The organism is Streptomyces sp. NPDC104307, from assembly GCF_055584045.1.
Genome location: NZ_JBVJMU010000004.1, coordinates 309,181 through 335,379, shown reverse-complemented (window position 1 = coordinate 335,379; position 26,199 = coordinate 309,181). Strand labels below are relative to the sequence as shown.

At 71.8% G+C, this 26,199-nt stretch carries 26 protein-coding genes; 16 read left to right on the top strand and 10 right to left on the bottom strand.

Annotation, left to right across the window (positions count from 1 at the left end; genetic code table 11):
• Positions 1–29: 29 nt before the first annotated feature.
• Genes meaB through mutA form a run of 3 tightly spaced genes read right to left on the bottom strand, consistent with a single transcriptional unit; the run spans position 30 to position 5,089 of the window.
• On the bottom strand, positions 30–1,016 hold the full coding sequence (meaB, locus tag ACZ601_RS14420) for a methylmalonyl Co-A mutase-associated GTPase MeaB (protein WP_469537207.1): 987 nt from the start codon (positions 1,014–1,016) through the stop codon (positions 30–32).
• Positions 1,017–1,028: 12 nt separating this feature from the next.
• Positions 1,029–3,230, bottom strand: a complete 2,202-nt coding sequence (gene scpA, locus ACZ601_RS14415) for a methylmalonyl-CoA mutase (RefSeq protein WP_469537204.1) — start codon at positions 3,228–3,230, stop codon at positions 1,029–1,031.
• On the bottom strand, positions 3,230–5,089 hold the full coding sequence (gene mutA / locus ACZ601_RS14410; protein WP_469537201.1) for a methylmalonyl-CoA mutase small subunit: 1,860 nt from the start codon (positions 5,087–5,089) through the stop codon (positions 3,230–3,232). Before mutA ends, scpA begins: the two co-directional genes overlap by 1 nt.
• 220 nt (positions 5,090–5,309) lie before the next feature.
• Between mutA and ACZ601_RS14405 the strand changes: the two genes are divergently transcribed.
• From ACZ601_RS14405 to ACZ601_RS14395, 3 genes are all read left to right on the top strand, one after another.
• Positions 5,310–5,738, top strand: coding sequence for a DUF6325 family protein (locus tag ACZ601_RS14405; RefSeq protein ID WP_311307420.1), 429 nt, complete (start codon positions 5,310–5,312; stop codon positions 5,736–5,738).
• 53 nt (positions 5,739–5,791) lie between these two features.
• Positions 5,792–6,085, top strand: coding sequence for an SHOCT domain-containing protein (locus ACZ601_RS14400; RefSeq protein WP_469537610.1), 294 nt, complete (start codon positions 5,792–5,794; stop codon positions 6,083–6,085).
• A gap of 111 nt (positions 6,086–6,196) precedes the next feature.
• On the top strand, positions 6,197–6,994 hold the full coding sequence (locus tag ACZ601_RS14395; protein ID WP_469537198.1) for a tyrosine-protein phosphatase: 798 nt from the start codon (positions 6,197–6,199) through the stop codon (positions 6,992–6,994).
• A 23-nt stretch (positions 6,995–7,017) separates the two neighbouring features.
• Here ACZ601_RS14395 and ACZ601_RS14390 read toward each other — a convergent pair whose 3' ends face one another.
• Both ACZ601_RS14390 and ACZ601_RS14385 read right to left on the bottom strand, forming a co-directional pair.
• Positions 7,018–7,557: a hypothetical protein gene (locus ACZ601_RS14390; RefSeq protein ID WP_469537196.1), complete on the bottom strand. Its 540-nt coding sequence runs from the start codon at positions 7,555–7,557 to the stop codon at positions 7,018–7,020.
• Entirely contained in the window at positions 7,554–8,129 is a 576-nt protein-coding gene (locus ACZ601_RS14385; protein ID WP_469537194.1) for a hypothetical protein, read from the bottom strand. Before ACZ601_RS14385 ends, ACZ601_RS14390 begins: the two co-directional genes overlap by 4 nt.
• A gap of 210 nt (positions 8,130–8,339) precedes the next feature.
• Between ACZ601_RS14385 and ACZ601_RS14380 the strand changes: the two genes are divergently transcribed.
• Positions 8,340–8,744, top strand: coding sequence for a DnaJ family domain-containing protein (locus ACZ601_RS14380; protein WP_469537191.1), 405 nt, complete (start codon positions 8,340–8,342; stop codon positions 8,742–8,744).
• Positions 8,745–8,801: 57 nt separating this feature from the next.
• A complete protein-coding gene (locus ACZ601_RS14375) occupies positions 8,802–9,293 on the top strand; it encodes a GNAT family N-acetyltransferase (RefSeq protein WP_469537189.1) in 492 nt (163 codons plus the stop codon).
• A 70-nt stretch (positions 9,294–9,363) separates the two neighbouring features.
• Here ACZ601_RS14375 and ACZ601_RS14370 read toward each other — a convergent pair whose 3' ends face one another.
• From ACZ601_RS14370 to ACZ601_RS14360, 3 genes are all read right to left on the bottom strand, one after another.
• Complete coding sequence (locus ACZ601_RS14370; RefSeq protein ID WP_469537187.1) at positions 9,364–9,753, bottom strand: VOC family protein; 390 nt, start codon at positions 9,751–9,753, stop codon at positions 9,364–9,366.
• 120 nt (positions 9,754–9,873) lie between these two features.
• A complete protein-coding gene (locus ACZ601_RS14365) occupies positions 9,874–10,701 on the bottom strand; it encodes a VOC family protein (protein WP_469537184.1) in 828 nt (275 codons plus the stop codon).
• Between the two features lie 128 nt (positions 10,702–10,829).
• A complete protein-coding gene (locus ACZ601_RS14360) occupies positions 10,830–11,162 on the bottom strand; it encodes a DUF6479 family protein (protein WP_440573865.1) in 333 nt (110 codons plus the stop codon).
• Between the two features lie 200 nt (positions 11,163–11,362).
• Between ACZ601_RS14360 and ACZ601_RS14355 the strand changes: the two genes are divergently transcribed.
• From ACZ601_RS14355 to ACZ601_RS14325, 7 genes are all read left to right on the top strand, one after another.
• Positions 11,363–11,767, top strand: coding sequence for a hypothetical protein (locus ACZ601_RS14355; RefSeq protein ID WP_469537181.1), 405 nt, complete (start codon positions 11,363–11,365; stop codon positions 11,765–11,767).
• A gap of 91 nt (positions 11,768–11,858) precedes the next feature.
• Positions 11,859–12,425 carry a 2Fe-2S iron-sulfur cluster-binding protein gene (locus ACZ601_RS14350; protein ID WP_469537179.1) on the top strand — a complete coding sequence of 189 codons (567 nt, stop codon included), beginning with the start codon at positions 11,859–11,861 and terminating at the stop codon, positions 12,423–12,425.
• Complete coding sequence (locus ACZ601_RS14345; protein WP_469537176.1) at positions 12,422–13,408, top strand: FAD binding domain-containing protein; 987 nt, start codon at positions 12,422–12,424, stop codon at positions 13,406–13,408. The genes ACZ601_RS14350 and ACZ601_RS14345 overlap by 4 nt, the downstream gene beginning before the upstream one ends.
• Positions 13,409–13,427: 19 nt before the next feature.
• Positions 13,428–15,527 carry a xanthine dehydrogenase family protein molybdopterin-binding subunit gene (locus tag ACZ601_RS14340; RefSeq protein ID WP_469537175.1) on the top strand — a complete coding sequence of 700 codons (2,100 nt, stop codon included), beginning with the start codon at positions 13,428–13,430 and terminating at the stop codon, positions 15,525–15,527.
• A gap of 194 nt (positions 15,528–15,721) precedes the next feature.
• Entirely contained in the window at positions 15,722–16,252 is a 531-nt protein-coding gene (locus ACZ601_RS14335; protein WP_469537172.1) for an ATP-binding protein, read from the top strand.
• A gap of 166 nt (positions 16,253–16,418) precedes the next feature.
• The gene (locus tag ACZ601_RS14330) at positions 16,419–17,831 is read left to right on the top strand and encodes an NADP-dependent succinic semialdehyde dehydrogenase (protein WP_469537170.1); all 1,413 of its coding nucleotides are present in this window, start codon (positions 16,419–16,421) and stop codon (positions 17,829–17,831) included.
• 96 nt (positions 17,832–17,927) lie between these two features.
• Complete coding sequence (locus tag ACZ601_RS14325) at positions 17,928–20,315, top strand: phosphoketolase family protein (RefSeq protein WP_469537168.1); 2,388 nt, start codon at positions 17,928–17,930, stop codon at positions 20,313–20,315.
• Positions 20,316–20,379: 64 nt separating this feature from the next.
• Here the strand turns inward: ACZ601_RS14325 and ACZ601_RS14320 are convergent, their stop codons facing one another.
• On the bottom strand, positions 20,380–21,495 hold the full coding sequence (locus tag ACZ601_RS14320; RefSeq protein ID WP_469537165.1) for a baeRF3 domain-containing protein: 1,116 nt from the start codon (positions 21,493–21,495) through the stop codon (positions 20,380–20,382).
• 192 nt (positions 21,496–21,687) lie between these two features.
• On the opposite strand from ACZ601_RS14320, the gene ACZ601_RS14315 reads away from it, so the two are divergent.
• Complete coding sequence (locus tag ACZ601_RS14315) at positions 21,688–22,254, top strand: hypothetical protein (protein ID WP_469537163.1); 567 nt, start codon at positions 21,688–21,690, stop codon at positions 22,252–22,254.
• 10 nt (positions 22,255–22,264) lie between these two features.
• Positions 22,265–23,599: a glutaminase A gene (gene glsA / locus ACZ601_RS14310; protein WP_469537161.1), complete on the top strand. Its 1,335-nt coding sequence runs from the start codon at positions 22,265–22,267 to the stop codon at positions 23,597–23,599.
• Between the two features lie 34 nt (positions 23,600–23,633).
• Here glsA and ACZ601_RS14305 read toward each other — a convergent pair whose 3' ends face one another.
• A complete protein-coding gene (locus ACZ601_RS14305; protein WP_469537159.1) occupies positions 23,634–24,458 on the bottom strand; it encodes an endonuclease I family protein in 825 nt (274 codons plus the stop codon).
• Between the two features lie 252 nt (positions 24,459–24,710).
• Between ACZ601_RS14305 and ACZ601_RS14300 the strand changes: the two genes are divergently transcribed.
• Together ACZ601_RS14300 and ACZ601_RS14295 are read left to right on the top strand one after the other, a co-directional pair.
• A complete protein-coding gene (locus tag ACZ601_RS14300; RefSeq protein ID WP_024492540.1) occupies positions 24,711–24,935 on the top strand; it encodes a hypothetical protein in 225 nt (74 codons plus the stop codon).
• Between the two features lie 93 nt (positions 24,936–25,028).
• Positions 25,029–26,186, top strand: coding sequence for a methyltransferase (locus ACZ601_RS14295; protein ID WP_469537156.1), 1,158 nt, complete (start codon positions 25,029–25,031; stop codon positions 26,184–26,186).
• The last annotated feature ends 13 nt before the right edge of the window (positions 26,187–26,199 follow it).

Genomic DNA, 26,199 nt, shown 5'->3' with positions numbered 1-26,199 from the left:
GACTCCCGGCCGCGGCGCCCGGAAGCGTTCTACTGGCCCCGGAACGCCTCCAGGATCTGCTCGGCGGCCAGCGTGGCGGGCAGGGTGCCTTCCCGGACCCTCAGTTCGAGTTCCGGTGCGAGTGCCCGCACTCCCGGGTGGCTGCGCAGGCTCTCCAGCAGCTCGTCGCGGACCATCGTCCAGGTCCAGTCGACCTGCTGCTCACGCCGTTTGGCCGCCAGCCGGCCGGTCGATTCGAGCAGGGTCCGGTGCTGTTCCAGCTGCTCCCACAGGGTGTCGAGGCCGCTCCCCTCGCGGGCGCTGCACGTCAGTACCGGCGGGGTCCAGGACGCGTCCGCAGGGTGCATCAGCCGCAGCGCGCCCGCCAGTTCGCGTGCGGCGGAGCGGGCATCGCGTTCGTGCGGTCCGTCGGCCTTGTTCACCGCGATGGCGTCGGCCAGCTCCAGCACACCCTTCTTGATGCCCTGCAACTGGTCACCGGTACGTGCCAGGGTCAGCAGCAGAAACGTGTCGACCATATTGGCGACCGCGGTCTCCGACTGGCCGACCCCCACCGTCTCCACCAGCACCACGTCGTACCCCGCCGCCTCCATCACCACGATGGACTCGCGGGTCGCCTTGGCCACTCCGCCCAGCGTGCCGGCGGTGGGGGAGGGGCGTACGAATGCCGCCGGGTCCACCGCGAGCCGCTCCATCCGGGTCTTGTCACCCAGGATGGAGCCGCCGGTACGGCTGGACGACGGGTCGACGGCCAGCACCGCGACCCGGTGCCCGAGGCCGGTGAGCATCGTGCCGAGGGCGTCGATGAACGTGGACTTGCCGACTCCGGGCACACCGCTGATGCCGATGCGGCGGGCGCTGCCGGAGTGCGGCAGGAGCTCCCGCAGCAACTGCTGGGCCAGTGCGCGGTGGTCGGGACGGGTGGACTCGACGAGCGTGATGGCGCGCGCGATGTGCGCCCGCTTCCCGTCGAGTACGCCCTTCGCGTAGCTGTCGAGATCGATCTTGGGGGCCATGGTTTCAGCGGCTCACAGCTCGTGGCCGAGTGAGGCGCCGAGCCGCGTCACCAGATCGTGGGCCGCGTCCGGGATCACCGTCCCGGGCGGGAACACCGCCGCCGCACCTGCCTCGTGCAGGGCCTCGATGTCCGAGGGTGGAATGACTCCGCCCACCACGATCATGATGTCCTCGCGGCCTTCGGCGGCGAGTTCCTCGCGGAGTGCGGGGACGAGGGTGAGGTGGCCGGCGGCGAGGGAGGAGACGCCCACGATGTGTACGTCCGCTTCGACTGCCTGGCGGGCGACTTCGCCGGGGGTCTGGAAGAGGGGGCCGACGTCGACGTCGAAGCCGAGGTCGGCGAAGGCGGTCGCGATGACCTTCTGGCCTCGGTCATGGCCGTCCTGGCCCATCTTGGCGACCAGGATGCGCGGGCGCCGCCCTTCGGCTTCCTCGAACGCGTCGACCAGCGCGCGGGTGCGGTCCACCGACGGTGACTCCCCTGCCTCGTTGCGGTACACACCCGAGATCGTACGGATCTGGCCCGAGTGCCGGCCGTACTCCTTCTCCAGCGCGTCCGAGATCTCGCCCACGGTCGCCATCGCCCGCGCGGCGTCCACCGCCAGCGCCAGCAGATTGCCCTCAAGACCCGGACCCGGCTCCCGCCGCGCCGCCTCCGTCAGCGCGCGCAGCGCGTCCTGGCAGGCCATCTCGTCGCGCTCTTCGCGCAGCCGGCGGAGTTTCTCGATCTGCTGGGCGCGGACCGAGGTGTTGTCGACCTTGAGGACGTCGATCTTCTCGTCGGTCTCGACGCGGTATTTGTTGACGCCGATGACGGGCTGGCGTCCGGAGTCGATGCGGGCCTGGGTGCGGGCGGCGGCTTCCTCGATGCGGAGTTTGGGGATGCCGGCGTCGATGGCCCTGGCCATGCCGCCCGCCGCCTCGACCTCCTCGATGTGGCTCCAGGCCCGCCGTGCCAGGTCGTAGGTCAGCTTCTCGACGTAGGCGCTGCCGCCCCAGGGGTCGATGACCCGTGTGGTGCCGGACTCCTGCTGGAGCAGGAGCTGGGTGTTGCGGGCGATGCGCGCGGAGAAGTCGGTCGGCAGGGCGAGTGCCTCGTCGAGGGCGTTGGTGTGCAGGGACTGGGTGTGTCCCTGGGTCGCGGCCATCGCTTCCACGCAGGTGCGGGTGACGTTGTTGAACACGTCCTGCGCGGTCAGCGACCAGCCGGAGGTCTGCGAATGGGTGCGCAGGGACAATGACTTGGGGTTCTGCGGATCGAACTGTTTCACCAGCTTCGCCCACAGCAGCCGGGCGGCGCGGAGTTTCGCGATCTCCATGAAGAAGTTCATGCCGATCGCCCAGAAGAACGAGAGCCGGGGTGCGAACGCGTCGACGTCCAGCCCGGTGTCCCGTCCGGCGCGCAGGTACTCCACGCCGTCGGCCAGGGTGTAGGCCAGCTCCAGATCGGCTGTCGCCCCGGCCTCCTGGATGTGGTACCCGGAGATGGAGATCGAGTTGTAGCGGGGCATCCTCTGCGAGGTGAACGCGAAGATGTCGGAGATGATCCGCATCGACGGCTTCGGCGGATAGATGTAGGTGTTGCGGACCATGAACTCCTTCAGAATGTCGTTCTGAATGGTCCCGGCCAGCTTCTCGGGCGGTACGCCCTGTTCCTCGGCGGCCACGATGTACAGGGCGAGGACGGGGAGCACCGCGCCGTTCATCGTCATCGACACCGACATCCGGTCCAGCGGGATGCCTTCGAACAGCTGGCGCATGTCGTAGATCGAGTCGATCGCCACCCCGGCCATGCCGACGTCGCCGGTCACCCGCGGATGATCGCTGTCGTAGCCCCGGTGGGTCGGCAGGTCGAAGGCGACCGAGAGCCCCTTCTGACCGGCCGCCAGGTTACGGCGGTAGAACGCGTTGGACTCCTCCGCGGTGGAGAACCCCGCATACTGCCGGATCGTCCAGGGCTGGTTCACGTACATCGTCGGGTACGGGCCGCGGAGATACGGCGCCACACCCGGATACGTACCCAGGAAGTCGAGCCCCTCCAGATCCTGCCCGGTGTACAACGGCTTGACCGCGATGCCCTCCGGAGTCTCCCACCGGAGGTCGCCGTCGGAGCTCCCGGAGGACTCCTTCACCGCCGTACGCCACTGGTCCTCGGTCACCTCTGCGCCGCTGCCGGGGCCGAGCTCGATATCGGAGAAGTCGGGGATCCGCATTACGCCACACCCATACGGTCGAGAACGGAGGAGAGCACGGTCACCACATCGCAGCCGGCGAAGACGTACTCGTCGACACCGGTGTATTCGCCCGGCCGCCCCGCCAGGTACACGCGCCGCGCGCCCGCTGACACGAGCGCGGCGGCGACCTCGCCGGCCTGCTCGGCGTAGAGCGCGTCACTGGAACACAGGCACGCCACGTCCGTCCCGGCGGCCGCGAAGGCCGCGGCGACCGAGGCCACATCCACCTGAACCGGCTCGTGGACCGGCTCGATGCCGCCCGCCTGGAAGAGGTTCGCGGCGAACGAGGCCCGTGCGGTGTGCGCGGCCGCGGGGCCGAGCGCGGCGATGAACACCCGCGGCCGTCGGCCGGTCGCCGCCAGATGGGCGTCCGAGCGGGACCGCAGCTCCTCGAACGCCTCGTCGCGGCGGACCACCGGCAGACCGCCCCGGGCGGCTGCGGACGGCGCGGTCTCGCGCTCCACCGTGCGCTCGGCGAGCTGCGGGAACTCGCTGACGCCGGTGATGGGTTCCTTGCGCCGCGCCAGGTTCTTCTTGCGCGCCGCCCAGGTCGCCGCGAGCCGCTCCGCGACCATTCCGGACTCCAGCGCGGCCGCCTGGCCTCCTGCCTTTTCGATCTCCTGGAAGAAGGCCCAGGCGGACTCGGCGAGCTCGTCGGTGAGCCGCTCCACGTACCAGGAGCCGCCGGCCGGGTCGATGACCCGGGCCAGATGCGACTCCTCCACCAGGATCGTCGAGGTGTTACGGGCGATGCGCCGGGCGAACGCGTCCGGCAGGCCAAGCGCGTGATCGAACGGCAGCACCGTCACCGTGTCGGCCCCGCCGACGCCCGCGCCCAGACAGGCCAGCGTGGTGCGGAGCATGTTCACCCACGGATCGCGCCGGGTCATCATCACCGGTGACGTCACGGCATGCTGCCGCTGCGCCCCGGCCCGAGTGGTGCCGCAGACCTCGGCGACCCGCGCCCACAGCCGGCGCGCCGCCCGCATCTTGGCGATCGTCAGGAACTGGTCGGCGGTGGCCGCGTACCGGAACTCCAGCTGCGCGCAGGCCTCTTCGACACCAAGGCCCGCCTCGGTCAGCGCCCGCAGGTAGGCGACCCCCGTGGCCAGTGAACTGCCCAGCTCCTGCGCGGCCGAGCCGCCGGCCTCGTGGTACGGCATGGCATCGACCGTCAGCGCCCGCAGCCCGGAGTACTCACGGGCGCAGCGCAGCGCCCAGCGGACCGCCGAGGCCGGCTCCGGCGTCGCGCCGCTGCGGGCGGCCTGCCCCAGCGGGTCGGCGCCGAGGCTGCCGCGCGCCGACTGCGGCGGTACCCCACGCTCCGCGTAGAGGCGCAACAACTCCGTTGCGGCGGCGTCGAGTTCGGAACCCGCGCCCAGGACGATCGGAGCCAGGTCGAGAAGAACGCCGTCCAGCGCACGGGCGAGACCGGAGACCGGCACACCACCGCCGGCGTCCCCCACGGTCAGCCAGAGCGAGGTGACACCGTTCTCCAGATCCGCGAGCACGGCTTCGTTGAGCCGGGCGGGATCGGGGGTGGTATGGCGTTGCCGGACACCCCAGCCGCCCGCCGTGTTCCCCGCCGGCTTGCCGCCGCGGGTGAAGGGGGCGAAGCCCGGGAGACCGGCATCGGGCGCGTCGTCGCGCGAGGTGTAGAGGGGGCGGGTGATGAGCCCGTCCTCCACCGTGGTGGACAGCGCTTCCTCGGCGGCCGAACCCGAAACGTCCTTGCCCGACTTGCGCAGCACACCCTCGACGAGGCTCTGCCACTGCTCATGGGCGGGGTCAGGGAATTCGGCGGCCAACGAAAGCCCGTCAGCAGGCAGGACCGTCATGCCCAGATGCTAGGGCAGGTTCCTAAAGGCGCAGCAGAGGCACCGGCTGTGACCTTGCCCTCTCCGGGTGCGCTTGATCCTTTACGTACTGTGGAGTAACAAGCGGGGCGGGAATTCCTGGCACCCCTACCCCGGCGGCCGATGGGTGATTTGTCGCAGTGCGGCGGTAAATGACCGAAGTTATGCTGCTGGCAATCCATCCCCCCGGAGAGGACACCCCGTGGCTGTGGGACCTGTCGAGTACCTGGTCGTCGCCTTCCCCGGCAGCCGGTTCACCGGCGCCATCGCGCCGGCGCTGGCCGACGCGGTCGCCTCGAAGGCAGTCCGCATCATCGACCTGACCTTTGTGTACCGGGACGACGACGGCGCGATCGAGACCGTCGAACTGGACGACCTCGACCCCGACGACCTCGTCTCGTTCGAGCGGGTGGAGGGCGAGGTCACCGGGATGCTGAACGAGGACGACATCCGGACGCTGGGTGAGAGTGTGCCGCCGGGCAGCTCCGCGGCACTGATCGTCTGGGAGGACCTCTGGGCGGTGCCGCTCACCGCGGCCGTTCGCGCGTCGGGCGGACAACTCGTCGCCCATGAGCGGATCCCCGCGGGCGTCGCGGAGGCGGCCCTGTCCGCCGCCGGTTCCGCCCGCTGACATCGCTCCCGCACGGAAAGGCGTACGACATGCCGATTTTTCGAGGCCCCGGAATGAACCGCCGCGGACCCGGCCTGCTCGGCGCGATGGCTCGTACGGCCGTCGTCGCGGGCACCGCCTCCGCGGTCAGCGGCCGGGTCCAGCAGCGCCAGCAGGAGAGGTACACCGAACGGGAGATGGAGCAGCGGCCCGCCGCCGCTCCCGAGCCGCCGGTGCGGCAGCAGGCGGCCGCACCGGCCCCGGACGACCTGATCGATCAGCTGGAGCGGCTGGGCGAGCTGAGGAAGCAGGGCGTTCTCACGGACGCCGAGTTCGCGGCACAGAAGAACAGACTTCTGGCCGAATGAGCGCGACCGCCCCGGCGGGGCCGGTGAACGCGATTCCGGACCTCATGCGACTTTTGATCCGGCCAGGCCGAAATCAATTCGGATACCTGCCGGGAAAAGAGGAAGTTCATCGTGCAAACCGTCAGGGCCGTCCCGTCAGTGTCCGTTCTCAACCTGCGTGACCTGGGAGGCATCGCCCTGCGGCACGGCCGTCAGGTCCGGCCCGGCCGGGTGCTGCGCTCCGGCCAGCTCAACGGCCTCGGCCCGGCGGACGGCGCCGCGGTGGCGGCGCTCGGCATCCGCACGGTCGTCGATCTGCGCACCGCGGACGAACGCGCGTCGGCCCCCGACCGCCTGCCGCCCGGAGCCCGGCTGTTCGTCGCGGATGTGCTCGGGGACAACCCGGGAGTGGCGCCCGCCCGGCTCCGGGCCCTGCTCGCCGATACGGTCGAGGCGGAGCGGTTGCTCGGCGACGGAAGGGCCGAGGAGATCTTCGCGGAGACGTACCGGCAGATGGTGCTCTCGCCCCGCGCCGCGGCCGCGTACCGGGCCTTCGTCGACACGGTCGCAGACAGTGCCGCAGGGCCGGTGCTCTTCCACTGCACGGCGGGCAAGGACCGCACGGGCTGGGCGGCGGCGCTGCTCCTGCTCCTGCTGGGCGCCTCCCGGGACACCGTGAGGATCGAGTACCTCGCGGTGAACCCGGTCGTGCGGGTCGCCTATCAGCCGTACGTGCAGAACTTTCTCGACGCGGGCGGCGACCCCGAGATCGCGTCCGCGATCATCGAGGTCCGCCCCCGCTATCTCGACACGGCACTGGACGCCATGGACGAACGGTGGGGAGGTCTCGACGGCTATGTACGCGACGGGCTCCGCCTCCCCGACGAGGCCCTGCGGCGACTGCGTGCCGAACTGGTGGCTCCCGTCTGAGGACTGTTCCCGTCCCGGCCGTCTCAGACCTTCAGCAGCCGTTCGGTGAGGTCGCGGTACTGCTGCAGGACGATCCGGAGCTCCTCGGTCCGGGTTCCGGAATCCCTGCCCTGCTGCTGGACGTCCATCTCGCGTCGGCGCTCCTTGAGGGCGTGCGCGAGGCCTTCGACCGCCGCGTCGAAGGCGCCTTCGGCCTCCTCCACCGCGCGCACGGGGTTCTCGACGAATTCGGTCACCGCCTGCTGGAGCCGGAGCGCCAGCCTCTCCTGATCAGCCTCCCGGAAGAGCGGCCGGTCGGCCGCGGAGGCGGGTTCGCCGGCCGGGAAGGAGGCGGCGGTGGGCTGTTCGGTGGACCGGGGGGAGTGTTCGGTAGCCCGGTCGGAGTCTGCCGGAGACTGCTCGGAGGTGATCTGAGACTGCTCGGAGGTGATCTGAGACTGCTCGGCAGGGACCGCGGGCTGCTCGGAGGTGATCTGAGACTCCTCGGCAGGGACCGCGGGCTGCTCGGCGGCGGTAGGCGATTCGGTGGGGATCCGGGGAGTGCGTTCGGTGTCGTACGTCATGCTGTGCCACTTCCTTCCACATGGTGGTGGCCCTGGCGGACCGGGCTCCCGTTGCCGTTGGAGACGAGTACGTCGAAGAGGCCGCGGGCCTCGATCATTGCTTCGCGCATTTCCTCCGTGCTGCCCTCGCCCCGCTGGACGGCGTGCACCCGGCGGTAGCCGTTGAGGTGCTCGGCGTGGTGGACGGAGAGGGCCGCGGTCTGCTCCTCGAAGTCACTGCCGTCGGGGAATCCCGTGTCCCGGGCCAGCTCCGCGAGGAGGGCGTCGGCCTCGGTGACGGCCTGTTGCGGCGCGTCGACGAAACCGCCCTGTATCCGGGTCCAGCGCTCGGCGTACCGCGCACGGTCCTCCGGCGACAGCGGGCGTTCGTCGAGCGAACGGTGACGCTTCAACCGCTCGCTCAGCTCGTGTTCGGCGGCCTTGGTGTCGCCGTCGTGCCGGGCGACGGTCCGGTCGTACTCCGGTCCGAAGCGGCGCTGCAGACCGCGCCCGCCCGGCTGCCGGCCGAAGGCGAAGAAGAGTCCAGCGGCCACCACCAGGACGACCGCGACGATGATCACGACAGTGGTCATGCTCCATTCCTTTCGGTCCGTGCCCGGACGAGAGTCCGTCCGGGCGTGCCGCTCGTGTACCCGGCCGCAGGGATTCATGCGCGAAAACGGCGAGTTGCTCGCCGGAAGACGGTGGTGCGACCGCTTCGCGACGCCTCCCGGAGCGGGTTCGGCCGCAGCTCCTCGCTATCGTGGAGGGGCCATCACGAATTCTCCGAGAGGGGCGTCACGGTGACCGAACGCAAACCTGCGGGCATCAGCTTCGAGTCCTGGGTCGACAAACAGATCCGGGAATCCGAACAGCGCGGTGACTTCTCCCAGCTGCCGGGATTCGGCAAACCGCTCGACGGTCTCGACCGCCCGTACGACGAGACGTGGTGGATCAAGGCGAAGATGCAGCGCGAGGGCGTGTCCGTGCTGCCGCCGACGCTGGCCCTGCGCAAGGAGGCGGAGGACGTCCTCGCGGCTCTGCCCGGGGTCCGTACGGAGGCCGAGGTGCGCCGGATGCTGACCGAGGTGAACGAGAAGATCGCCGAGGCCATCAGACGGCCGCCGCCGGGACCGCTCCTGAACCTCAAGCCGTTCGACGTGGACGCCCTGACCGGGAAGTGGCGCGCGGCGCGCGACTCCGCCTGAGCCGGGGACGGGCGGACCACCGGCCGTCCCGCGCCCCGGATGCGTAATACTCGACGCATGAGATCAAGTGTTACGCGGTCGGGGCGCCCGGCGCCGGGCGAAGGCGTACGGATCAGGCGGGCGGTCGCCCGGGACGCGAGGCGGCTGACCCGACTGGTCCAGGCCTCGCGGGCCTACGAGGGGCCGTACGCCCCGATGGTCGCCGGATACCGGGTGGGACCCGACTACATCGAGACGCACAGGGTCTTCGCCGCCGTCGAGGAGGCCACCGGGCGGCTGCTCGGCTTCTACTCCCTCATCCTGGATCCGCCCGAGCTCGACCTCATGTTCGTCGCCGACGACGTACAGGGCGGCGGCATCGGCCGACTGCTCGCCGGACACCTGCTGGACGAGGCGCGGTACGCCGGGCTCACCGGCGTCCGCATCGTCTCGCACCCGCCGGCCGAGGGCTTCTACCGCAGCGTGGGGGCCCTGCGCACCGGCACCGAGCCGGCCGCTCCGCCCGCCGTGATGTGGGACCGGCCCGAACTGCTGCTCCCGGTCACCTGAGAACGGCGAAGGGCCCGGCCGGACCCGCGTGCGGCGGATCCGGCCGGGCCCCTGGAGCCCGCGCCCGCCGTCAGGACCCGTAGCCCCCGTACGGACGGGTGATGATCTCCATCCCGTGCCCGGCGGGATCGGTGAAGTAGATGCCCCGGCCGCCGTCGTTGCGGTTGATCTCGCCCGGTCGCCTGCCGTGCGGATCCGCGAAGTACGGCGCCCCGAGCTCCCGGATGCGGGCGTACGCCGTATCGAACTCCGCCTCCGACACGAGGAAGGCGTAATGCTGGGGTGCGATCGATCCGGCGGGAACGGTCGCGAAATCCAGGGTGACCCCGTTGGCCGTGGTGAGCGGGATGAACGGGCCCCACTCCTGGCCGGTCTCCAGCCCCAGGATGCCGGCCAGGAACTCTGCTGATTCCCGGTTGTCCCGGGCGTGAACGATGGTGTGATTCAACTCGACTGACACTGTGGAATGCCTCCAACGGGCATCTCACGGGCACCTCCACGCCTCACCCGGCCGGTGACCGACGCGCGATGCCGTGTCCAGGATCCTAACGGCTGTTCCGTACCCCATGGCGGGCGTCCGTCACGCCGGGGCGGCCGCGGCGGGGTTGTGGACGTCCGTGAGGGTGAAGAGCCCGCCGTCCGGGTCGAGCAGCGTCGCCTCCCTGGCCTCGGGCTGCGACAGCTCCTCGACGAGCGAACCGCCGTGCTCCCGCGCCGCCGCGACGGCGGTTGCCACGTCCGGGACCGGGAAATTGACCTGCCAGTGCGGCCGGACCAGTGGGTCGGGGGCCGCCTCGACCGCGCCCGAGCTGATCCGGGCCAGCTGACGCCCGCCGCACGTGACGATGACCTCGTCCTTCGCGTAGGACACCTCGCAGGAGCCGGGCTGTCCGCTCGCCCAGTCCAGCACCCCGCCGTAGAAGATCGCGGCGTCGAAGGCGTTCCTGGTGCGGAGCCGCAGCCAGGCGTGCGAATGGCCGTCCGGCGCGGGCGGCGACGTCGCGGGCTCGGTCCGCTCCCAGATGCCGAACCCCGCCCCCTCGCGGTCGGCGGCCAGCGCGCCGCGCCCCTTGCCCAGAGCCAGCGGCCCCACCGCCACCGTGCCGCTGCGCTCACGGATCCGGGAAGCGGCCACATCGGCGTCCCCGACGGCGAAGTAGGGCGTCCACGCCACCGCGACGCGGAACGTCGTCGCCACCGCGCCGATACCGGCGACGGGGACATCCCCGCGGCGGGCCACAGAGAACTCCTGGCCGAGCTTGCCGGGCCGGAAGGTCCAGCCCATCACCGGGCCGTAGAACTCCTGGGCCGACTCCAGGTCCCGGGTCATGAGGTTGACCCAGCACGGTGCCGCGGGTCCGGTCAGAGGCGCGGGAGCGGGTGCCGGGCCGGAGCTGCTTGCGGTCATGGTCCTACTGCCTTCATGGGGTGTGCGGCAGATGTGTGCCGATGGCCTGCGGGCCCTCACCAGCCTCACCGCGGCTGCCCGCTCCCGCAACACGCGCGGCGCTGGACCGGCCGCCCGCGCCTCCCGTCTCAGTCGCGCTTCTCGTCGTTCTCCCGGCGGGCGGTCCCTTCCTGGTGCTCACCGAGCTCGTACGGCGAGAGCCCGTGGCCGTCGGCCGGGAAGCTGTCGTCGGCGTGGACGTCGGGCTCCTCCACGTGGGTGCGGTGGTCCGGCGCCACCGGCTGCTCCTCGGGCCGGGGCGGGGGTGGTTCCTGGGCGTGCCGCCGCCTGCCCAGCCACACGGCACCGATCAGCATGGCCACCAGGACCACGCCTACGACGGCCATCACCACCCCGGTCGCTCCCCGACCGTCCGCGAGGGTGAGGGCCAGAGAATTCAGGGCTCCATTCGATACGTCCATGCATGCGGGATACCCCGGGACCGGGTCATCATTCAGCACGAAGGTCGAATTCATGTTTTAAGTGGATATTAAAGTGAAAAGCGTTTCGATCGGTACGAGTCGCCTCATGGAACCCGCCCCCGCGGCGGCGGGTTCCGCTCGCCTCGCAGACACCCGGTCGCGGGGAGAGCCTGGAGGTACACCCTCAGGAAGGAACCGCGGTGAACAGCACACGGGAAGCACAGACGGAGGAGAACCAGCAGGGCGGCGAGGTGTCGGTCGTCCTCAGCGGTTGCGCGAAGGACGACGCCGGCACGGTCTTCGACGTGCTGCGGGCCGCGTTCGCCACCGACCGGGCCTCGGCCGACGTGCCGCAGGACGTCACGGGCAAGCGGCCCACCGTCTGGACCGCGACCGTCGACGTCACCGAGGAACGCGTCGTGTCCGGGACCGTACGGCTCGGCGCGAGCGTCACGGTCGATGTCCAGGGCGGCTACTGGGCGGTCGAACGGCTCAGGCACAGCCTGGCGGGAGCCTTCGCGGTCCAGGTCGTGGGCACGGTCTCCGGCGACCAGGAGGAGGAAGTGCGGCTGCGGCTGGCCAACAAGCAGCCCGCGACACCGTGAAGCGGCGTGACGCGACATGAGCCGAAGCGAGCCGAAGCGACGTGACTCGGCAGGACACCGAAGACCGACCCCGAACGAAAGGCCGCGGCACGTGGATCCCACCACCCGACGGGAGGACGGCGCAGGAGACCCGCGGGCGACCGCCGGCCGCTCCGCACTGACCCTGAACGTCAACGGAACCGAGCGGACCCTGACGCTGGATCACCGCACCACCGTCCTGGACACGCTCCGCCACCACCTGGGCCTGACCGGTACGAAGAAGGGCTGCGACCACGGCCAGTGCGGCGCCTGCACCGTCCTGGTGGACGGCCGGCGGGCGAACAGCTGCCTGCTCCTGGCCGTCGCGTACGACGGCGCCCGCGTCACCACGATCGAGGGACTGGCCGACGGCGACCGGCTGCACCCCCTCCAGGAGGCCTTCCTGGACCGTGACGCGCTCCAGTGCGGATACTGCACGCCCGGCCAGATCTGTTCGGCCGTCGGAGTGCTGGGCGAGGCGGCCGAGGGCTTCCCCTCCCACGCGACCGCGCACGACGCGCCCGTCACCGCACCGGCGCAGCTGGACGCCGCCGAGATCCACGAGCGGATGAGCGGCAACCTGTGCCGGTGCGGCGCGTACCCGCACATCGTCGAGGCGATCAAGGACGTGGCACCGTGAAACCCTTCGGCTATCTGCGCGCCCGATCCGTGGCCGAGGCGGTCCGGGAGAGCGCGGCCCACCCCGGAGCCCGGTTCCTGGGCGGCGGCACGAACCTCGTCGACCTGATGAAGCTGGGTGTCGAGACCCCCGGGCTGCTCATCGACGTCAGCCGGCTCCCGCTCGACCGGGTCACGGAATCCGCCGACGGCGCGCTGCGCATCGGCGGGACGGTACGCAACAGCGACCTGGCCGCCCATCCGGCGGTGCGCACCCGCTATCCCGCCCTCTCGCAGGCGTTGCTGGCCGGCGCCTCCGGGCAGCTGCGCAACACCGCGACCACCGGCGGCAACCTTCTCCAGCGCACCCGCTGCCCGTACTTCCAGGACACCTCCAAGCCCTGCAACAAACGCGAGCCCGGCAGCGGCTGCCCGGCCCGCGAGGGAGCCCACCGCGACCTCGCCGTCCTCGGCCACTCCACCGCGTGCGTCGCCACCCACCCCTCGGACATGGCGGTCGCCCTCGCCGCCCTCGACGCGACGGTCGTACTGCACGGGCCGGACGGCGAACGGACCGTGTCCGCCACCGGCTTCCACCGGCTGCCCGGGGACGACCCGGCCACCGACACCGTGATCAGGCCGGACGAACTCATCACCGAGGTCCTCCTGCCGCCGCTGCCCGACGGCACGGTCTCCCTCTACCGCAAGGCCCGCGACCGCGCCTCTTTCGCCTTCGCCCTGGCCTCCGTCGCCGTCGTCCTGCACGTCCGCGACGGGCGGACCGAACACGCGGCCCTCGCCTTCGGAGGCCTCGCACACCGGCCCTGGCGGGCCCGCGCCGCCGAGGAGATCCTCCGCGGCGCGCCCGCCACCGACGGGACCTGCCAAGCCGCGGTGGACGCCGAACTCGCCGCGGCCCGCCCCCTGCGCGACAACGCGTTCAAGGTCACCCTGGCCCGCCGGCTGGCCGTCGACGCCCTGGCCGAACTCGCCGCCCGCCCCTGAAGAGCCGAGGACTCCCACCATGAGCGACACCCTCCAGCCCCTGGGCGCCCCCGTCGTCCGCCGCGAGGGCCGGGACAAGGTGACCGGCGCCGCCCGCTACTCCGCCGAACGCCACCTGCCCGGCTGCCTGTACGCCTGGCCGGTGCCCGCCACCGTCCCGCGCGGCCGCGTCACCGCGATCGGCACCGCGGAGGCGATGGCCCTCCCCGGCGTCCGCGCCGTCCTCACCCACGAGAACGCGCCGCGGACCCGTGAACCGGACGATCCGATCCTCGCCGTCCTCCAGCACGACCGCGTGCCGCACCGGGGCTGGCAGATCGCCCTCGTCGTGGCGGACACCCTGGAGGGCGCGCGGGCGGGTGCGGAGGCGCTGTACATCACCTACGAGAGCGCCCCGCACGACGTCGTACTGACAGCGGACCACCCCGGCCTCTACACCCCGGAGACAGCCAACGGCGGCTACCCGGCCGTACGCGAACGCGGCGACTTCGACCGGGCGTTCGCCGCCGCGCCGGTACGGATCGACGCCACGTACGCGCTCGGCGCCCTGCACAACCACCCCATGGAGCCGCACGCCACGACCGCCCACTGGTCGCCGGAGGGGCATCTCACCGTCCACGACTCCAGCCAGGGCGCCACCAAGGTGCGGGACAGCCTCGCCACCGTGTTCGGACTGCGGCCGGACCAGATCACCGTCATCTCGGAACACGTGGGCGGCGGCTTCGGCTCCAAGGGCACCCCGCGCCCCCAGACCGTGCTCGCCGCCATGGCCGCGCTGCACACCGGCCACCCCGTCGAACTCGCCATGCCCCGGCGCCACATGCCCGCGGTAGTCGGTCACCGCGCGCCCACCTTCCAGCACGTACGGCTCGGCGCAGAGGCCGACGGCACCCTCACCTCGGTCGCCCACGAGGTCGTCACCCACACCTCCACCGTCAAGGAGTTCGTGGAGCAGGCCGCCGTACCGGCCCGGGTGATGTACGGCTCGGCGCACAGCCGCACCGTCCACCGGGTCACCGCCCTCGACGTCCCGAGCCCGTCGTGGATGCGCGCCCCGGGCGAGGCCCCCGGCATGTACGCGCTCGAATCGGCCCTGGACGAACTCGCCTCCGCCCTGGGCATCGACCCCGTCGAACTGCGCCTGCGCAACGACCCGGCCGACGAGCCCGACTCCGGGAAACCCTTCAGCAGCCGGGGCCTGGCCGACTGCCTGCGGGAGGGCGCGGACCGGTTCGGCTGGCACGGCCGCGATCCCCGCCCAGCGGTCCGCCGGGAAGGGGCGCTGCTGCTCGGTACGGGCGTCGCCTCGGCCACGTACCCCGTCTACCTGAGCGCCTCCCACGCCTCGGCCCACGCGGCGGCCGACGGCTCGTACCGCATCGCGGTCAACGCCACCGACATCGGCACCGGCGCCCGCACCGTCCTCGCCCAGATCGCCGCGAGCGTGCTGGAGACCCCGGTGGAGAACGTGAGCGTCGACATCGGCGACAGCGACCTGCCGGACGCCCCGCTGGCCGGCGGTTCCTCCGGCACCGGCTCCTGGGGCTGGTCGGTCCACAAAGCCGCGGCCGGCCTCGCGCGCCGCCTCGGTGAGCGCACCGGGGCGCTGCCCGAGGAGGGAGTGACGGTGACCGCCGACACCAGGAGCGAGACGGCGGCCGACTCCCCGTACGCCCGGCACGCCTTCGGGGCGCACTTCGCGGAGGTCGCCGTCGACAGCAGGACCGGCGAGGTCCGGGTGCGCCGGATGCTCGGGGTCTTCGCCGCCGGACAGATCCTCAACTCCCGTACCGCACGATCCCAGTTCATCGGCGGGATGACCATGGGGCTCGGTATGGCGCTGACTGAGTCCAGCACCATGGACCCGGTCTTCGGGGACTTCACCGAGAGCGATCTCGCCTCCTACCACGTGCCGGCCTGCGCGGACGCGGTCGGCATCGAGGCGCACTGGATCGACGAGAAGGACCCGCACCTCAACCCGATGGGCAGCAAGGGCATCGGTGAGATCGGCATCGTCGGCGCGGCGGCGGCGATCGGCAACGCCGTCCGGCACGCCACTGGTGTCCGGTTCCGCACCCTCCCGCTCACCCCGGACCGGCTGCTGCCGCACCTGCCCTGACGCCGGGCCCCCGTACCCCCGGCAGAGACAAACGCGCCGGTCACCGGGGGGCGCGGCCGGATATGTTGCGCAACCGGCTCTACCGCCTCACCCTAAGGAGTGACCCAGAAGTGACATCTGCTCACTCTTTGCATTCGGGGGTCGTTAGATCAACGGGGCGAAGCATGTGGGCCTCGATCCGAGGAGCCTCGACGATGACCGTTCCACTCGACCGGCACTATCTGGTCGAACTCCAGGTTTCGGCAGAGCGCGTGTCCCAGCTGCGGCGGATCATCGCCGCGCACCTGCGCCACTGGAGTCTCGAACTTCACGTACGGCCCGTGTGCCGTGCTGTGGAGGAGCTGCTGACCAACGTCCAGCGGCACGTCGGTGACGACAACACCTGTGTCCTCGAACTCCGCTGGTCCGGACGGCACCTCACGGTCTCCGTCGCTGACAACGGTGCGGAAATGCCCCGGCTGCTCCACGAAGGCGGTGGGCTCAGCCGGGTGATGGCCCTCAGCGACAGCTGGGGCACCTGCCGGACCGCGGCGGGCAAGGTCGTCTGGTTCACCCGGTACGCGCAGGAGCCGCAGCACATCGCGCTGGTGCCGCTCCCGCCGCTGCCCGGCGTCCGCGAGTTCCGCCGCCCGCCCGCGGTGGTCACGGACTTCCCGGCAGCCGAAGCCGAAGCCCCCGCCGGGACGGACACCCCCGCCCCGGACCAGGCGCCCGCCCTCGTCTGAGGCGCGCGGCACGGAGCGGGATACCCCGCCGCCTCCCGTCCGGCGCGGATCGCGTGCGTCCCGCACGCATGATCCGCGCCGGACGGGTACGCGTGTGCCCGGCCCGCGTTGCGTCACCGGACGCGGCGCGGCACGGTCGGAGTACCGAGGCAAGGAGGCCACAGTCATGCCCATCGCGACGGTCAACCCCGCGAACGGCGAGACCCTGAGGACGTTCGACGCCCTGGAAGCGGACGAGATCGAGCGGCGGCTCGCCGCGGCGGACACCGCCTTCCGGGAATACCGCACCACCGGGTTCGCCGAACGGTCCCGGCTGCTGAACCGGGCCGCCGATCTCCTGGACGAGGACCAGCGGGACATCGCCCGCACGATGACCCTGGAGATGGGCAAGCCGGTCAAGGCGGCCCGCGCCGAGGCCGCGAAGTGCGCGAAGGCCATGCGCTGGTACGCCGCCCACGCCCAGGAGCTCCTCGCCGACGAACACCCCGCGCCCGCCGATGTCGAGGACTCCGGTGCCTCCCGTGCCTACGTCCACTACCGGCCACTGGGCACCGTGCTCGCCGTGATGCCGTGGAACTTCCCGCTCTGGCAGGTCGTACGGTTCGCGGCCCCCGCCCTCATGGCGGGCAACACCGGGCTGCTGAAGCACGCCTCGAACGTGCCGCAGACCGCGCTCTACCTGGGCGACCTGTTCCGCCGGGCCGGATTCCCCGAAGGCTGCTTCCAGACCCTGCTGGTGGGCTCCGGGGCGGTCGAGGCGATCCTGCGCGACCGCCGGGTGGCCGCGGCCACCCTGACCGGCAGCGAACCGGCCGGCCGTGCGGTGGCCTCGGTCGCGGGCGACGAGGTCAAGCACACCGTCCTGGAGCTGGGCGGCAGCGACCCGTTCCTCGTCCTGCCCTCGGCCGACGTCGCGCGGGCCGCCCGTACCGCCGTCACCGCCCGGGTCCAGAACAACGGCCAGTCCTGCATCGCCGCCAAGCGGTTCATCGTGCACACCGAGGTGTACGAGGAGTTCGCCGAACGCTTCACCGTGGGCATGCGCGACCTGACCGTCGGCGACCCGCTGGAGGAGTCCACCGACGTCGGCCCGCTCTCCAGCGAGCAGGGCCGCACCGACCTGGAGGAACTCGTCGACGACGCCGTACGGCAGGGCGCCGTCGCCCTGTGCGGCGGTGGCCGGCCCGAGGGGCTGGGCGGCGGCCTGGAGAACGGCTGGTTCTACGCGCCCACCGTCCTGACCGGCATCACGCCCGCCATGCGGATCCACCGCGAGGAGACCTTCGGTCCCGTCGCCACGCTCTACCGGGTCGACAGCCTCGACGAGGCGGTGGAGCTCGCCAACGACACCCCGTTCGGGCTCAGCTCCAACGTGTGGACCCGTGACGCAGAGGAGAGCCGGCGCTGCGTCCGCGATCTGGAGGCGGGCGGCGTCTTCTTCAACGGGATGACGGCCTCGCACCCCGCGCTGCCGTTCGGCGGCGTGAAGCGCTCGGGCTACGGGCGTGAGCTCGCCGGACACGGCATCCGCGAGTTCTGCAACGCCACCACCGTCTGGTACGGCTCCGAGCCGCAGTGACCGCGTTCCCGGCCCCCGTGCCTGTCCCCGCCCGCCGTTCCGCGCCTTGTCCTGCCCGTTGTTCTGCCTGCTGTTCCGACCGCTGAGAAGGTGACCATGAGCGACGCCCCACCGGCCTCACCGACGGCCGGCCCGTCCGACGAAGAGATCTCCGCGCTCGACGCCCACTGGCGGGCGGCCAACTACTTGGCCGTCGGCCAGATCTACCTGATGGCCAACCCACTGCTGAACCGGCCGCTCGCCCCCGAGCACATCAAGCCCAGACTGCTCGGCCACTGGGGCACCTCACCGGGGCTCAACCTCGTGTACACGCACCTCAACCGGGTCATCGCCGCACGCGGCATCCCCGCGCTGTGCGTCTGGGGCCCCGGCCACGGCGGTCCCGCGGTGCTCGCCAACTCCTGGCTGGAGGGCAGCTACTCGGAGACGTACCCCGACGTCAGCAGGGACGCGTCGGGCATGGGCCTGCTGTTCAAACAGTTCTCCTTCCCCGGCGGGGTGCCCAGCCACGTCGCACCCGAGACCCCCGGCTCCATCCACGAGGGCGGCGAACTCGGCTACTCCCTCGCCCACGCCTACGGCGCCGCCCTCGACCACCCGGAGCTGCTCGTCACCTGCGTCATCGGTGACGGGGAGGCGGAGACCGGGCCGCTCGCCGGCTCCTGGCACGCCAACAAGTTCCTCGATCCGGTCCACGACGGGGCCGTCCTGCCGGTCCTCCACCTCAACGGCTACAAGATCGCCAACCCGACGGTGCTCGCGCGCCTCCCCGAGGAGGAGCTGGACGCCCTGCTGCGCGGCTACGGACACGAACCGCTGTTCGTCTCCGGCGACGACCCGCTCACCGTGCACCGGGCGATGGCCGCCGCGATGGACCGGGCCGTCGACCGCATCGGAGAGCTCCAGCAGGCCGCCCGGACCGGCGGCGACACCGACCGCCCGCGCTGGCCCATGATCGTGCTGCGCACCCCGAAGGGCTGGACCGGCCCCGCCGAGGTCGACGGGCTGCCCGTCGAAGGCACCTGGCGGGCCCACCAGGTCCCGCTGCCCGGAGTCCGAGACAACCCGGCCCACCTGCGCCAGCTGGAGGCGTGGCTGCGTTCCTACCGGCCGGAGGAGCTCTTCGACGCCGAAGGACGCCCCTCGGAGCAGGTCCTCGCCTGTGTGCCCGCAGGCCAGGACCGGCTCGGCTCCACCCCGTACGCCAACGGCGGCCTGCTCCTGCGCGACCTGCCCGTCCCGCCGCTCGACGCGTACGCGGTCGAGGTGGACCGGCCCGGTACCGTCCTGCACGAACCGACCCGGGTCCTGGGCGGACTTCTGGAAGCCGTGATGGCGGCCACCGCAGACCGCAGGGACTTCCGGGTCGTCGGCCCCGACGAGACGGCCTCGAACCGGCTCGACGCCCTCTACGAGGCCACCGGAAAGGCCTGGCAGGCCGGGACGCTGCCCACCGACGAGCACCTGGCCCGGGACGGCCGCGTCATGGAGGTCCTCTCCGAGCACCTGTGCCAGGGCTGGCTGGAGGGCTATCTGCTCACCGGCAGGCACGGACTGTTCTCCTGCTACGAGGCGTTCGCCCACATCGTCGACTCGATGGTCAACCAGCACATCAAATGGCTGCGGACCTCGCGCCGGCTGCCGTGGCGCCGCCCCATCGCCTCCCTCAACTACCTCCTCACCTCGCACGTCTGGCGGCAGGACCACAACGGCTTCTCGCACCAGGACCCGGGCTTCGTCGACCACATCCTCAACAAGAGCCCCGAGGTCGTCCGCGTCTACCTGCCCCCGGACGCCAACACGCTGCTGTCCGTGGCAGACCACGCGCTGCGCAGCCGTGACTACGTCAACGTGATCGTGGCCGGAAAGCAGCCCAGCTTCGACTGGCTCACCCTCGACCAGGCCCGTGCACACTGCGCACGTGGCGCCGGGACCTGGGAGTGGGCGGGTACGGACGACGGCAGCCGCGAACCCGATGTGGTGCTCGCCTGCGCCGGGGACGTCCCCACCCTGGAGGTCCTGGCGGCGGCCGCCCTGCTCCGGCGCCACCTGCCCGAGCTGGCGGTTCGGGTGGTGAACGTCGTCGACATGGCCCGGCTCATGCCGCACGACGAGCATCCGCACGGGATGCCAGAGTCCGAGTACGACGCGCTCTTCACCCGCGACAAGCCGGTGATCTTCGCGTACCACGGCTATCCCTGGCTGATCCACCGACTGGCCTACCGCCGCACCGGCCACGCCCAACTGCACGTACGCGGTTACAAGGAGGAGGGCACGACCACCACGCCGTTCGACATGGTGGTCCGCAACGACCTGGACCGCTACCGGCTGGTCATGGACGTCATCGACCGGGTACCGGGCCTCGGCGTCCGTGCCGTGGCGGTGCGTCAGGCGATGTCCGACACCCGTACCCGTCACCACGCCTGGATCCGCGAGCACGGCACAGACCTGCCCGAGGTCGCCGACTGGACCTGGGAGGGCTGAGGACGGCAGCCGCGCACGGCAGGGGCCCGGACGGACGACCGTCCGGGCCCCTGCCGTGCGACGTTCAGTAGCGCAGCGCCGCCGCGATCCGCCCGTGCTCCCTGAGCGAGTCGTCCGCGACGAACACCACCTCCGCGCCGCTGTCCAGCGCCGCCTCGACCAGCTCGTCGACGATGTCCTCGCGGATCTGCTCGTCCGCCGGGTCCAGGGCGTCCGCGCTGACCGGCTCAAGGTGCTCCTCGGCCACCCGGACCGTCTGCTGGTAGTGCTCCTCCACGGCCACCAGCCCGGCGCGCGCCTCCCGTACGGCGGCCCACACCTCGTCGAGACCGCCGGCGAAGGCGTGACGGCCGCGCGCCTCGTCCAGCCTGCCGTCGATCTCGGCGGCGAACCGCTTCTGCCGGGCCTCCAGCGCCGGACGCAGTTCGGTCAGCAGGTCGCCGGGCGTGGTGTCGGCGGGAGCGCCCTTGGTCACCCGTCCGACCGCCGCCCCGGTGCTCTCACCGACCTCGTCCAGCATCGCCAGCGCGGGAGCGAGGCCGACCAGGTACAGCGGGCGCGGATCCGTGGCCAGGACCCCGCGCAGCTTCTCGTCCACCGTCCGCAGGAACTGGCGGGTGTCCTCGTCGCTGAAGGTGCTCGGGGTGTCCCCGATCCGCTCCTCGCGCTGCGGGTTGGGCGGCTCGTGCGGAGCTGTCAGCGGGAAGCCGCCGATCCGCTCCTCGTGCGCCGCGTCCCCGGTGCCGCTGAACAGGGCCGCGTGGTCGGCGGAGACGGTGAGCGCCCAGAACGGCCGGGCCTGCGCCTTGGCGGCGACCAGGTTGCGGGTGAGGTAGGTGTCGCTCAACACCACTCGTTCGGGTGCGGTGCGGGGGAGCTGCCAGATCTGGTACTCGTCCGCCGTTGCGAGGACCACCAGCGAGTCCAGGGCCCGGCGCGGATCGATCTCCGCGACCGCCCGGTCGAGCTGCTGCTTGACGGCGGCCCGGGTCTCCCGGCCGACCCGGGGATCGGCGTCGAGCCGGTTTCCCGCGGCGGCGACCAGGTTGCGCAGCCGGACGGAGTCCTGCGCGTTGTCGGGCGCGCGCCGGTGGGTCGGCATGGTCAGGGACAGGGCGGGATAGGGCTTGGCCGCCCGGAGCTCCTGCAAGAGGCCGGCGGTCAGGGCATCCGTGTCCATCTGTTCCCTCCCGGGGACTTGGCGTACTGCGGTGCTGAGCGGGTGATTCGACGAGTCAATTCATACCTTTTGATCCTAATATGGGCGAATTGATGTTCCCGATTCCAGGATGTGCGTGATGTCCACGCTCACCCTGGAGCGCGGGAGCGAGAGCCGGCCCTTCCCTCGTACTTCCGAGCAGACGGAGCGTCCGTGAACCAGTCCAGCCCCGTGCGGCGCGCCATCGGCCGCCGTGCCGCCCGCAGCCTGACCCCCGCCGTGCTGGCCGCGGTGATCGTCGCCTCCGTCGCCGCCTGCGACAGCTCCGACACCTCTTCGCGGGGGACCGCCAGGAGCACCCGTACGGTGTCGGCGGAGCCGAAGAGCTCCCCACGCGCCTCGGAGAGCCAGCGCACCCAGCAGGAGTTCGCGGCCTCGGTGTCCGCGGAGGTGGAGCGCAACCGGCAGAAGGCCGTCAGCACGCTGAAGGGTGTGAAGGGCAAGGGCAACGCGGCCAAGGACGTCTCCGTCAACGGCCTCGCGGTCAAGCCCTCCGAGCAGTTCCGCAGCGCCCTCGTCCGCGTGACCAACCCGACCGACAAGGCCGCCTTCTACGCGGTCAAGGTCGACTTCACCGACTCCTCCGGCAAGGTCCTGGACTCGGTGGTGCTCGGCTTCGCGGACGCCCCGCCCGGCCGCACCGTCAGCCAGCACGCCAACAGCCGCAAGGCCGCGGGCGTCAAGACGTTCCCACGGATCGCGCAGGCCGAGCGCGGCTGACGGCCGGCCGGTGAACGCCGCAGAGGCGGTCACGGACGCCTTGCACGAACTGCACACCCGGTTCGGCGGTCTGCGCGACGGAAAGCTCGCCGACTACATCCCGCAGCTGGCGCTGGCCGACCCCGACGCCTTCGGACTGGCCCTGATCAGCATGGACGGCCACCGCTACAGCACCGGTGACGTCGAGGTGCCGTTCACCGCCCAGTCCGTCTCGAAACCGTTCGTCTACGCCCTGGCCCTGTCCGCGCTGGGGCTCGACGAGGTGGGCCGCTGGGTCGGCGCGGAGCCCAGCGGCGAGGCGTTCAACGCCATCAGCCTGGAACCGGGCACCGGACGTCCCGCCAACGCCATGGTCAACGCCGGCGCCATCGTCACCACCGCGCTGGTCCCCGACACCCGGGACGCCCCCAGGTTCGACCGGATCCTCGACTTCCTGAGCCGCTTCGCCGGCCGGCGGCTGGACGTCGACGAGCAGGTGTACGCCTCCGAGGCGCTCACCGGCGACCGCAACCGCGCCCTCGCGTACCTGATCCGCAGCGCGGGCCCGCTGCCCGTGGACCCGGTGGCGGCCGTGGAGACGTACTTCCGCCAGTGCGCGGTACGGGTCACGGCGCTGGACCTGGCCGCGATGGCGGCGACCCTGGCCAACGGGGGAGTCCAGCCGGTCACCGGGGACGCGGTGGTGCCGGAGCCCGTCGCCGCGCACGTCCTGGCGGTGATGGCGACCTGCGGGATGTACAACGCCTCGGGCGACTGGCTGCTCCGGGTGGGGCTGCCGGCCAAGAGCGGGGTGTCCGGCGGTCTGATCGCCGCCGGACCGGCCCGGTTCGGGCTCGCGGCGTACAGCCCGCTCCTCGACCCGGCCGGAACCTCCGTGCGGGGACAGCTGGCGCTCGGCGCGCTCTCCGAGCGTTTCGGACTGCACCTCATGCACAACCCGGCCCTGGCGGGCTCCACCGTCACCCTGGTCACCACGGCCGACGATCTGCCCTCCGCGCCGGCGGGGGAGCGGGAGCGCGCCCGCCGTGAGCGGGTGGCGGTCGTCGCGGCCCAGGGCGCGCTGGACTTCACCGCGGCCGAGCGGGTGCTGTTCGCCCTGGACGAGTCGGGCCCGGGGAACACGGCGGCCGTGGTGCTGGATCTGCGCCGGGTGACGGACATCGACAGGGCGGCCCGGACGATGCTGAACGGCGGACTGGCCCGGCTCACGGCGGGCGGCCGGCGCGCCGCCGTGGTGGACCCGGCGGGCCGTCTCGCGGGACAGGGCGCCCCCGCCGGGGCTCCCCGGTGCTTCGTCTCCCGCGAGGACGCTGTGGAGTGGTGCGCGCGGGGGCGGACCGGCTGAGACCCGGCCCGCCCCCGTCACGCCGGCCGGCGGCCTACCAGATGGCGTCCACCCATTCCGGGTGGTCGACGAACGGGTTCCGGTTGTGCTGGTACTGGTCGAATATGACGTCGTTGCGCCGCTTCTCGAAGGTGTCCGGCGGGTCCTCCTGGCTCCACGCCTTCAGTACGGAGAGCCTGCCGATGTTCGGGGCGGAGCCGTTCGACACCTGGTCGTTGGGTTCGAGGTCGGCGAAGGAGTCGTCGCCCTCGTACCGCACGGCCATGTAGAGGATCATGCGGGCGACGTCGCCCTTGACGGCGTCGCGCGGTTCGAAGGAGTCGCCGTCGGTGTAGTTGCCGGGCGCCCCGCTCACCTCGCTGCCGCCGTTGTCGAAGTCCTTGTTGCCGCGGACGGAGTTGACCGACACGTCCTCCGGGCGCAGGTGGTGGATATCGGTGCCGGGACCGGTGGCCGTGCCGAAGTCGCCGTGGGACTTGGCCCAGACGTGCTCCCGGTTCCACTGGCCGGTGCCGCCGCCGTTGTCGCTCTTGGGCTCGGAGATTCCGGAGTAGAGGAGGATCACGTTCGAGGAGTTCGACGGGTCCTCGTCGGTGTCCTTGAGCGCGTCCCAGACCTGGCTGTAGGTGAGCGTGGACTGGTCGCTGATGATCGTGTGCAGGGCACCCTTGAGCGCGGTGCCGGTCTTGCCCAGCGCGTCCTGGTAGTACGTGTCGTCCAGCGCGCGGAGCGGGGTGGTGGCAGTCGCCGGAGCCGGCGGGGAACCGGCCGGTGCGGCGGCCGCGGTGCCGGTGAGCACCGCGAAGGCGGCGAGAGTGGCCAGCAGTGGGCGCCGGCAGGAAAGGTGACGACGGGACATGTGGGGTGTCCTCTCCGGAAATACGGGCACCGCGGCGCCGGCGCAGGGTGGGGGGCGGCTGCCGCGGTGGTCGTGTGATGGGTGGTCAGCGGGAGCCTTCCACACGCACCGTGACCCGGGTGTGAACGCTGCGTACCTATCATGTGCAGGTCAAGTGAGGGCCGGTGCCGGGCCGGGCGGACGCAGCGGCCGGGCATCGGATGCGCCCCCGTCGGCGCGGGGCGAGAATTGCCGCAAGGACGAGGAGGCGGCATGAGCGACGAGCCCGAATCCGTATCCGCACCGCTGCGAGCGGACCCATCCGCGCTACGGGGCGTGACCCCCGACAGTCTCCTGCACACCGGCGCGAGCGATGATCCGTCGCCCGAGGACCTGGTGCTCGCCTCCGGGCGGGACCTGACCCCGCAGACCCTTGAGTGGGCGCGGCGCAGGCTGGCCAGGGAGGGCCGGTCGGCGATCGACAAGCAGCTGCCGTAGCCGCGGCCGGGCGGCGCGGCGGCTGTCGCGCCGCCCTCCTGGCGGCCGGAAGTGTTCGGGTGTCTCCCGCCGCTCGGTTAGCCTGAACGCTATATGAACCGTTTGACGACGTCAGGGGCCGGTTACGACCTCGCCCGATTCCCCGAGGACCCCCGCGACCCCTTCCGCGCCTGGGACGCGGCCGACGAATACCTGCTGCGGCACCTGGAGGGGATCGACGGGGCGAGTCCGGTCGACCTGTCCGGCAGTGTCGTCGTGGTCGGTGACCGCTGGGGCGCGCTGAGCACGGTATTGGCCGGCCACCGGCCGGTACAGATCACCGACTCCTACCTCGCGCAGCGGGCGACGGCGGCGAACCTGGAACGCAACGGGGCCGGCGCGGACGCCGTACAGCTGCTGTCCGCGCGTGACACCCCGCCGGAACGCGTCGACGTCCTGCTCGTACGGGTACCCAAGAGCCTCGCGCTCCTGGAGGACCAGCTGCACCGGCTCGCGCCCGCCGTCCACCCCGGGACCGTCGTCATCGGCACCGGGATGGTGAAGGAGATCCACACCTCCACCCTCAAGCTGTTCGAGCGCATCATCGGCCCCACCCGCACCTCTCTCGCGGTCAAGAAGGCCCGGCTCATCCACTGCACACCGGACCAGGCCCCGGTCCGCGCGAGCAGCCCGTGGCCCCACCGCTACGAGCTGCCCGACGACGTCGGGGCCGTCGCGGGGCGGACCGTCACCAACCACGCCGGGATCTTCTGCGCGGAGCGGCTCGACATCGGCACCCGCTTCTTCCTGAAGCACCTGCCGGTGCGCAGTGGCCCGGAACGGGTCGTCGACCTCGGCTGCGGAAACGGCGTCCTCGGGCTGTCCGCCGCACTCAGCAACCCAGAGGCCGAGCTCACCTTCATCGACGAGTCGTACCAGGCGGTCGCCTCGGCCGAGGAGACCTTCCGGGCCAATACCGACGCCGGCGCCGAGGCCCGCTTCGTCGTCGGGGACGGGCTGGCGGGCACCGCGCCCGCGAGCGTCGACCTGATCCTCAACAACCCGCCGTTCCACTCGCACCAGGCCACCACGGACGCCACCGCCCGGAACATGTTCCACGGGGCGCGTGCCGCGCTGCGCCAGGGCGGCGAGCTGTGGGTCGTGGGCAACCGGCACCTCGGCTACCACACCCAGCTGCGCCGTACGTTCGGCAACTGCACCACCGTGGCGGGCGACCCCAAGTTCGTGGTGCTGCGCGCCGTCAAACGCTGACGCCCGGCCGCTG

Excerpts from the sequence above, each read along its gene's own strand:
- meaB (WP_469537207.1), bottom strand. The coding sequence starts at position 1,016 with ATGGCCCCCAAGATCGATCTCGACAGCTACGCGAAGGGCGTACTCGAC.
- scpA (WP_469537204.1), bottom strand. The coding sequence starts at position 3,230 with ATGCGGATCCCCGACTTCTCCGATATCGAGCTCGGCCCCGGCAGCGGC.
- mutA (WP_469537201.1), bottom strand. The coding sequence starts at position 5,089 with ATGACGGTCCTGCCTGCTGACGGGCTTTCGTTGGCCGCCGAATTCCCT.
- ACZ601_RS14400 (WP_469537610.1), top strand. The coding sequence starts at position 5,792 with ATGAACCGCCGCGGACCCGGCCTGCTCGGCGCGATGGCTCGTACGGCC.
- ACZ601_RS14390 (WP_469537196.1), bottom strand. The coding sequence starts at position 7,557 with ATGACGTACGACACCGAACGCACTCCCCGGATCCCCACCGAATCGCCT.
- ACZ601_RS14385 (WP_469537194.1), bottom strand. The coding sequence starts at position 8,129 with ATGACCACTGTCGTGATCATCGTCGCGGTCGTCCTGGTGGTGGCCGCT.
- ACZ601_RS14375 (WP_469537189.1), top strand. The coding sequence starts at position 8,802 with ATGAGATCAAGTGTTACGCGGTCGGGGCGCCCGGCGCCGGGCGAAGGC.
- ACZ601_RS14365 (WP_469537184.1), bottom strand. The coding sequence starts at position 10,701 with ATGACCGCAAGCAGCTCCGGCCCGGCACCCGCTCCCGCGCCTCTGACC.
- ACZ601_RS14360 (WP_440573865.1), bottom strand. The coding sequence starts at position 11,162 with ATGGACGTATCGAATGGAGCCCTGAATTCTCTGGCCCTCACCCTCGCG.
- ACZ601_RS14340 (WP_469537175.1), top strand. The coding sequence starts at position 13,428 with ATGAGCGACACCCTCCAGCCCCTGGGCGCCCCCGTCGTCCGCCGCGAG.
- ACZ601_RS14335 (WP_469537172.1), top strand. The coding sequence starts at position 15,722 with ATGACCGTTCCACTCGACCGGCACTATCTGGTCGAACTCCAGGTTTCG.
- ACZ601_RS14330 (WP_469537170.1), top strand. The coding sequence starts at position 16,419 with ATGCCCATCGCGACGGTCAACCCCGCGAACGGCGAGACCCTGAGGACG.
- ACZ601_RS14325 (WP_469537168.1), top strand. The coding sequence starts at position 17,928 with ATGAGCGACGCCCCACCGGCCTCACCGACGGCCGGCCCGTCCGACGAA.
- ACZ601_RS14320 (WP_469537165.1), bottom strand. The coding sequence starts at position 21,495 with ATGGACACGGATGCCCTGACCGCCGGCCTCTTGCAGGAGCTCCGGGCG.
- ACZ601_RS14305 (WP_469537159.1), bottom strand. The coding sequence starts at position 24,458 with ATGTCCCGTCGTCACCTTTCCTGCCGGCGCCCACTGCTGGCCACTCTC.
- ACZ601_RS14300 (WP_024492540.1), top strand. The coding sequence starts at position 24,711 with ATGAGCGACGAGCCCGAATCCGTATCCGCACCGCTGCGAGCGGACCCA.
- ACZ601_RS14295 (WP_469537156.1), top strand. The coding sequence starts at position 25,029 with ATGAACCGTTTGACGACGTCAGGGGCCGGTTACGACCTCGCCCGATTC.